Source organism: Amycolatopsis sp. NPDC003676, from assembly GCF_053587275.1.
This window is the reverse complement of the sequence record NZ_JBSFNS010000204.1, coordinates 1-7,744: the sequence shown is the minus strand read 5'-3', so window position 1 is coordinate 7,744 and position 7,744 is coordinate 1. Positions and strand designations below refer to the sequence as shown.

The 7,744-nt window shown below is 68.0% G+C and carries 5 protein-coding genes; 1 reads left to right on the top strand and 4 read right to left on the bottom strand.

The features are described from left to right. Nucleotides 1-38: 38 nt before the first annotated feature. From ACWDNU_RS44450 to ACWDNU_RS44435, 4 genes are all read right to left on the bottom strand, one after another. A complete protein-coding gene (locus ACWDNU_RS44450; RefSeq protein ID WP_449673271.1) occupies nt 39-2,351 on the bottom strand; it encodes an FdhF/YdeP family oxidoreductase in 2,313 nt (770 codons plus the stop codon). A gap of 46 nt (nt 2,352-2,397) precedes the next feature. Further along, nucleotides 2,398-3,741 (bottom strand): MFS transporter, encoded by a 1,344-nt coding sequence (locus tag ACWDNU_RS44445; protein ID WP_449673270.1) that lies wholly within the window; start codon nt 3,739-3,741, stop codon nt 2,398-2,400. A 71-nt stretch (nt 3,742-3,812) separates the two neighbouring features. Further along, the gene (locus tag ACWDNU_RS44440; RefSeq protein WP_449673269.1) at nt 3,813-4,259 is read right to left on the bottom strand and encodes a MarR family winged helix-turn-helix transcriptional regulator; all 447 of its coding nucleotides are present in this window, start codon (nt 4,257-4,259) and stop codon (nt 3,813-3,815) included. A gap of 319 nt (nt 4,260-4,578) precedes the next feature. After that, the gene (locus ACWDNU_RS44435) at nt 4,579-4,923 is read right to left on the bottom strand and encodes a hypothetical protein (RefSeq protein WP_449673268.1); all 345 of its coding nucleotides are present in this window, start codon (nt 4,921-4,923) and stop codon (nt 4,579-4,581) included. 60 nt (nt 4,924-4,983) lie between these two features. Here ACWDNU_RS44435 and ACWDNU_RS44430 point away from each other — a divergent pair, with 60 nt between their 5' ends. Further along, nucleotides 4,984-7,611, top strand: coding sequence for a valine--tRNA ligase (locus ACWDNU_RS44430; RefSeq protein WP_449673267.1), 2,628 nt, complete (start codon nt 4,984-4,986; stop codon nt 7,609-7,611). The last annotated feature ends 133 nt before the right edge of the window (nt 7,612-7,744 follow it).

The following is a 7,744-nucleotide window of genomic DNA, read 5'->3' as shown; positions in this document are numbered from 1 at the left end:
GATCACGGTTAGAACCGTGATCGCCACTCACGAGCAGGTCACGCGTGATTGTGCGGCTCCAGCCGAATCACCACGGCCTTCGACACCGGCGTATTCGACTTCTCCGCGACAGAATCCAACGGCACCAACGCATTCGCCTCCGGGAAATACGCCGCCGCGCACCCGCGAGCCGTCGGGTAAGCCACCGCACGGAAACTGGGCGCCCGTCGGTCCCCGTCCCGCCATTCCGAGACCAGGTCCACGATCTCCCCGTCCGCGACCCCGAGCGCGGCAAGGTCATCCGGGTGCACGAACACGACCCGGCGGCCGTCCTCGATGCCGCGATACCGGTCCGACAGCCCGTAAATCGTGGTGTTGTACTGGTCGTGGCTGCGCAGCGTCTGCAGCAGCAACCGGCCCTCGGGAACCTCTGGATACTCCAGCTCCGACACCGTGAACGTGCCCTTGCCGGTAGCCGTGCCGGTGAACTCCCGAGAGTCGCGCGGCGCGTGCGGCAGCACGAAACCGTCCGGTTCGCGGACGCGCTGGTTGTAGTCGTGGCAGCCCGGCACCACGGCGGCGATGCGGTCGCGGATCAGGTCGTAGTTCTTCTCGAACGACCGCCACGGCACCGAGTGGTCGGGACCGAGCAGCTTCTCCGCCAAGCGGCACACGATGGCGACCTCGGACAGCAGCTCGTCGCTCGCCGGAGCCAGCCGGCCGCGCGAGGCGTGCACCTGCGACATCGAGTCTTCGACGGTCACGAACTGCCGTCCGGATTCCTGTTCGTCCCGCTCGGTGCGGCCGAGCGTCGGCAGGATCAGCGCGGTGCGGCCAGGGACGACGTGCGAACGGTTGAGTTTCGTCGACACATGCACGGTCAGCGAGCACGCCCGCAGCGCGTCCGCGGTCCGGTCCGAATCCGGGGTGGCGGAGGCGAAATTGCCGCCCATCGCGAAGAACACCTTGCCGCGGCCGTCGAGCATCGCGCGGATCGAGTCAACGGTGTCCCAGCCGTGCTTGCGCGGCACGGCGATGCCGAACTCGCGGTCGAGCGCGTCCATGAACGGCTCGGGCATCTTCTCCCACACGCCCATGGTGCGGTCGCCTTGCACGTTCGAGTGGCCGCGCACCGGGCACAGGCCCGCGCCCGGCTTGCCGATCATCCCGCGCACCAGCGCCAGGTTCACGACCTCGGCGATCGTCGGCACCGCGTGCTTGTGCTGGGTCAGCCCCATCGCCCAGCAGTAGATCGTGCGCTCGGACGTCGCGATCATCCGCGCGATGTGCTCGATCTGCTCGCGATCCAGCCCGGTCGCCTTCTCGGTCTCCGGCCAGTCGATCTCGCGCAGCTGCTTGGCCCAGTCCTCGAAGCCGTGCGTGGACTTCTCGACGAACTCGCGGTCCACAATGGACCCCGGCGCGGCGTCCTCCCACTGCAGCAGCAGATGCCCGACCGCCTGGAACAGCGCGAGGTCGCCGCCGAGCCGGATCTGCGCGAACTCGTCGGCCAGCGGCGTGCCCTTGCCGACCACGCCGCGCACGTTCTGCGGGTTCTTGAACCGCATCAGCCCGGCCTCGGGCAGCGGGTTGACCGCGACGACCTTCGCGCCGTTGCCCTTCGCCTGCTCCAGCGCGGACAGCATCCGCGGGTGGTTCGTACCCGGGTTCTGCCCGACGACCACGATCAGGTCGGCCTGGTGGATGTCGGCCAGCGACACCGAACCCTTGCCGATGCCGGTGGTCGCCGACAGCGCAGCGCCGGACGATTCGTGGCACATGTTCGAGCAGTCCGGCAGGTTGTTCGTGCCGTACGCGCGCACCAGCAGCTGGTACACGAACGCGGCCTCGTTGCTGGTGCGGCCGGAGGTGTAGAAGATCGCCTCGTCCGGGCTCGCCAAGCCCTTCAGTTCCTCGACGATCACGCCGAACGCCTCGTCCCACGAGATCGGCTCGTAGTGCGAAGCGCCTTCGCGCAGCACCATCGGCTCGGTGAGCCGGCCCTGCTGGCCGAGCCAGTAGTCGGTGCGCTCGTTCAGCTCGGACACCGGATGCGCGGCGAAGAACTCACGGCCGACGCGCCGTTTCGTCGCCTCCTCGGCGACCGCCTTCGCGCCGTTTTCGCAGAACTCCGCGAACTTCCGCTTCTCGCCGTCGACCTGCCGCGGCTCGGGCCACGCGCAACCGGGGCAGTCGAAGCCGTCCCGCTGGTTCAGCAGCCGCAGCGTGCGCGCGGTGCGGACCGGGCCCATCTGCTCCACCCCGCGCGCGAGCGAAACCGCGACTCCCGGGATTCCGGCAGCCCAGCCTTTCGGCTTGCCCACTTCGAGGCGGGCTTCGTCCACGTCACCAGTCGGAGCTTCGCGAGTCATGGGCACATCGTCCGCCTTTGCCTTGCAGAACCCAAGACGGGGGTCGTCACACTGCCGCCTCGCGGGCCCGTTCCCGGCGTTCGGCCCGCAGCAGCGCGCGGTCCGCGGCGGTCACGATCAGCAGCAACCCGCTGGTCACGATCAGCACGACGGCCAGCCGGTGCAGCCCTCCGGAGTCGGCGTGCCCGCCATAGCACTGCGCGATGACCGTGGCCGCGACTATCGCGCCGAGGTATTGCGCGGTCCGGAAGAGACCGCTCGCGGTGCCCATCGTCTCGGCCGGAGTCTCGCGGTACAGCGTCGTCTGGTTGGCGACGCTGGTGAGCCCTTGCGCCAGACCGAACAACGCGGCGAGCACGAGCAGCCAGATCAACGCGGTGCCGTCGTTCACGAACAGCAGCGCGACGGAGCCCGCGAGGAGTGCGGCACCGACCAGCAACAGCCGCAGCCGGACACCGGTCGGTCGGCCGGACAGCGCGGCCGCGCCCACTGCGATCCCGGACATCGGCAGGAGCAACAGCCCGGCGGCGGATTCGGCGAACCCGCGCGCCTCTTCGAGCCACTGCACGTAGCCGAACATGATCGTGTAGATCGCGAGGAAACTCAGTGCCTGCCGCAAATACGTGCGCAGGACCGGACCGTTCGCGGCGAGCATCCGCAGGTCGATGAACGGCTTCCGGGCACGCAGTTCCACCCGCACGAACAGCGCGCCGAGCACGATCGCCGCGGCCAGCAGCCACAGATCGCCGATGCCGGGAGCCATCAGGTAGCACAGCAACACCAGCAGGGCGGCGGAAAACAGTGCGATCCCAGCGACGTCGATCCGCTCAGTCGGCTTCTCGGTCGGAGTGTCCTTCGGCACCCACAACAGGGTCAGCACGAGGGAAATCCCAGCCAGCGGCAGGTTCACCGCGAAGATCGCGGGCCAGCCGAAGAGCGCGATCAGCACGCCGCCGAGCGTCGGGCCGATCACCATGACCGTCTGCGCGGACATCGCCAGCACGGACAACACCCGCGCGGGCACGCCCTCGCCGATCTCGTCGGCGCGCCGCCGCAAGACGGCCATCGCGGCCGGGAACCCGGCACAAGTGCCGATGCCGAGCACCGCTCGCACACCGGTAAGCCATTCAACGGAGATCGGGATCATCCCGGCGATCCCGGCCACCATCACCACGGCCGCGCCGCCGAGCAGCACGCGCCGCGCGCCGTAGCGGTCCACCAGCAGCCCGACGACCGGCTGCCCGACCGCCGTGGCCAGGTACAACGAGGAAATCAGCCAGGCCGTGCGGCCCGGTCCGGCGCCGAAGGCCTGCCCGATCGGGACGAGCGCGACGGCGATGAGCGTGGAGTTGATCGGATTCAGCACGGCGCTCGCGACCAGCGGGGTCACCAGGCGCGCGCCGAAACGGGATTTCGCGGGGGCGGTCGCGGTGTTCGTCAGTGCTCCTCAGGGTTAAGGGGTCAGCGCTGGGCGATCCGCTGCAGCAAGGGCAGCGCGCGCCGGACCGTTTCGAGTTCGTCCTCGGTGAGCTCGTCGGCCAGCGCGGCGGCGAGCCATTCGTCGCGGTGCTGCCGGATCCCGATGACCGTCTTGGCTCCGAGATCGGAGAGCGAAATCACGACGCGCCTGCCGTCGGCGGGGTCGCGCGTGCGGTTCAGGTAGCCGAGCGTGTCGAGCACCCCGAGCGTCGCGGCCATGGACTGCTGCCGGACGTGCTCCGCCGCGGCCAGTTCGGCCTGGGTCCCGGGACCCTCGCGATGCAGCCGGTTGAGCACGGCGGTCTGGGTCGGCGTGAGGATCTCGGCGTTGTCGACCTGCCGCAACCGGCGATGCAGCTGGCCGACGACGCCGCGGATCCAGCCGGCGGACTCGGCTACCTGCGGCGGGACGGACGGGCGTTCGGACATAAGCACAGTCTAGCCTGTTGAGTCCAGGCTGTGCATCCTCGGCTCAAGAGAGTGCGGATGTGAGGTTGCTGGTCCGAAACGTCCGGTCCGGGAGTTCAGCGCCTGAACCGGCGCGCAGCACGGTACGGACTGCTCAGAGTCACTCTCGAAGGGCTGCGCGGCTGTGTTCGAGCCAGCGCTCGTCGTCGCCTTTTCGGCGAAAGAGCTGGGGCATCCCCGCGACGCTGTGTCGACGCGGGGGCAAGCCCGGCACGGAGGTCAAGCGGCTGGTGCCGGTGCAGAGCATCGCGGACGGCGCCGCGATCTTGAACCTGCGGTCCTAGAAGAGCGCCTGACCGCTGGTGTCAGTCGGCGAACCGAGCCCGACGATGTACCCGATCTTCTCGTCGTTCACCCCGATCGGCTGAACCTGGTGCACCACGATCGCCGCCGCGAGCAGCAGGACCAGGCCGACGATCGCCGCGATCCCCGGCACGCGGCTCGGGGCCGCGCCGCCGCGGCCGTACACCGGGGACGGAGCGCTGCGGCGTTCGCGCTTGCGCCGCTTCTTCATGTCCTTCTTCGCGCCGAGCCAGGCGTCCCGCTGGGCGTGCTTGCGCCATTCGGGGTCCATGAGGTCGGGATGGGTTTCCATCCGGTCGTCCGGATCCTCCGGCCGAGTCATCGGCGCACCGCCTTTCCCCCTGCGTAACCCCGCCGCGGCGGGTTCGTAGACTTGTCCATTGTGACCGAGAACGCTCCGCAGCAGAAAACCGACCTTCCGGGTGCCTGGGACCCGGCCGCCGAGGAAGCCCCGATGTACGACCGCTGGGTAGCGGCCGGGTACTTCACGGCTGACGCTTCGTCGGAGAAGCCGCCGTTCTCGATCGTACTGCCGCCGCCGAACGTCACCGGCAGCCTGCACATGGGCCACGCGCTCAACCACACCCTGATGGACGCGATGAGCCGCCGCCGCCGGATGCAGGGCTACGAGGTGCTCTGGCTGCCGGGCATGGACCACGCGGGCATCGCGACGCAGAACGTCGTCGAGCGCCAGCTGGCCGGCGAGGGCCTGTCGCGCCACGACCTGGGCCGCGAGAAGTTCGTCGAGCGCGTCTGGGAGTGGAAGGCCGAGTACGGCGGCAAGATCCTCGGCCAGATGAAGCGGCTCGGCGACGGCGTCGACTGGTCGCGCGAGCGCTTCACCATGGACGAGAACCTGTCCGAGGCCGTCCAGACGGTGTTCAAGAACTTCTACGACGCCGGCCTGATCTACCGCGCCGAGCGGATCATCAACTGGTGCCCGCGCTGCCAGACGGCGCTGTCGGACATCGAGGTCGACCACAACGACGACGACGGCGAACTCGTGTCGATCCGCTACGGCGACGGCGACGCCTCGATCGTCGTGGCCACCACGCGCGCCGAGACGATGCTGGGCGACACCGCGGTGGCCGTGCACCCGGACGACGAGCGCTACGCGCACCTGGTCGGCACCGAGATCGAGCTGCCGCTGACCGGCCGGAAGATCCCGGTGGTCGCGGACCGGCACGTCGACCCGGAGTTCGGCACCGGCGCGGTCAAGGTGACCCCGGCGCACGACCCGAACGACTTCGAGATCGGCCGCCGCCACGACCTGCCGATGCTGACCGTCATGAACGAGCGCGCCGAGGTCACCGTGCCCGGTCCGTTCGAGGGCCTCGACCGGTTCGAGGCGCGGCCCGCGGTGGTCGCCGCGTTGCGCGAGCAGGGCCGGATCGTCGCGGAGAAACGGCCGTACGTGCACGCGGTCGGGCACTGCTCCCGCTGCGACACGGTCGTCGAGCCGCGGCTGTCGCTGCAGTGGTGGGTCAAGGTCGCGGAGCTGGCGCAGGCCGCTGGCGACGCGGTGCGCGACGGGCGTACCAAGATCCACCCGGCGGAGCTGGAGAAGCGGTACTTCGACTGGGTCGACAACATGCACGACTGGACGATTTCCCGCCAGTTGTGGTGGGGGCACCGGATCCCGGTCTGGTACGGGCCGGACGGCGAGGTCGTGTGCGTGGGTCCGGACGAGCAGCCTCCCTCTGGCGACGGGTGGACGCAGGACCCGGATGTGCTCGACACGTGGTTCTCGTCGGGGCTGTGGCCGATGTCGACGCTGGGCTGGCCGTCGGAGACCGCGGATCTGGCTAAGTTCTATCCGACCAGCGTGTTGTCCACTGGGTACGACATTCTGTTCTTCTGGGTTGTCCGGATGATGATGTTCGGCGTGCAGCAGATGGACGGGCGGCAGCCGTTCGACCATGTTTATCTGCACGGGCTGATTCGCGATGCTAACGGCAAGAAGATGTCCAAGTCGCGCGGGAATGTCATTGATCCGCTGGAGTGGATGGACGCTTACGGGGCGGACGCCACTCGGTTCACTCTTGCTCGCGGGGCCAATCCGGGGACGGATATGGCGTTGGCCGACGAGTGGGCCGCTGGGTCGCGGAATTTCTGCACGAAGCTGTGGAATGCCAGCAAGTTCGCGATGATGAACGGGGCGACCGTTGAGGGGTCGTTGCCGGATGCTTCGGAGTTGACTGAGTCGGATCGGTGGATTCTCGGGCGGCTCGCGTCGCTGGTGTCCGAAGTGGACGGGTTGTTCGAGGACTTCCAGTTCGCCAAGGTTGCCAATGCGTTGTACCAGTTCACGTGGAACGAGTTGTGCGACTGGTATTTGGAGCTGGCCAAGGTTCAGCTGTACCAAGGGGATTCCGCGCGGGTTGAGGCTACGCGGAAGGTGCTTGGGCATGTGCTGGACACTGTGCTGCGGTTGCTGCACCCGTTTGTGCCGTTTGTGACGGAGAAGCTGTGGACTGCGTTGACTGGTGGCGAGTCGTTGGTGATCGCCGAGTGGCCGAAGGCGGTTGAGGGGTATGCGGATTCGGTCGCGGACGCTCGGATTGCTGATGTGCAGAAGCTGATTACCGAGATTCGGCGGTTCCGGGCTGATCAGGGGTTGAAGCCTGGGCAGAAGGTTGCTGCTCGGTTGGCTGGGGAGGCGTTCCCGGCTGGGCACGAGGCTGGGATTCGGTCGTTGGTGCGGCTTACTGAGCCTGAGGATGGGTTCTCGGTCAGTGCTTCGTTGGAGGTCGCGCTGGCTGGTGGCGTGGTGACGGTGGAATTGGATACTTCCGGGACCATTGACGTTGCTGCTGAGCGGAAGCGGTTGGAGAAGGATCTCGGGGCTGCGCGGAAGGAATTGGCGCAGACTGAGGGGAAGCTTGGGAATGAGGCGTTTATTGCTAAGGCGCCGGAGCAGGTGATTGAGAAGATCAAGGTGCGGCGGGAGACTGCTGTTGCCGATATCGGGCGGATTGAGGCTCGGTTGGCTGCGTTGCCTGCGTCCTGAGGTCTCTCGCTCGGCTCGTCGCCTGGCGGCGACATTGCGCCGGGCGGCCCCCAACCCCGAAAGCCGATTGTGCTGACGGTTCGGGGGTGGATTTAAAAGGGGGAAAGATGACATGACAAACACCCCCCAACCC

What these genes read in the sequence shown, in the direction of transcription:
- ACWDNU_RS44450 (WP_449673271.1), bottom strand. Translation starts at nt 2,351, where the DNA reads ATGACTCGCGAAGCTCCGACTGGTGACGTGGACGAAGCCCGCCTCGAA.
- ACWDNU_RS44440 (WP_449673269.1), bottom strand. Translation starts at nt 4,259, where the DNA reads ATGTCCGAACGCCCGTCCGTCCCGCCGCAGGTAGCCGAGTCCGCCGGC.
- ACWDNU_RS44435 (WP_449673268.1), bottom strand. Translation starts at nt 4,923, where the DNA reads ATGACTCGGCCGGAGGATCCGGACGACCGGATGGAAACCCATCCCGAC.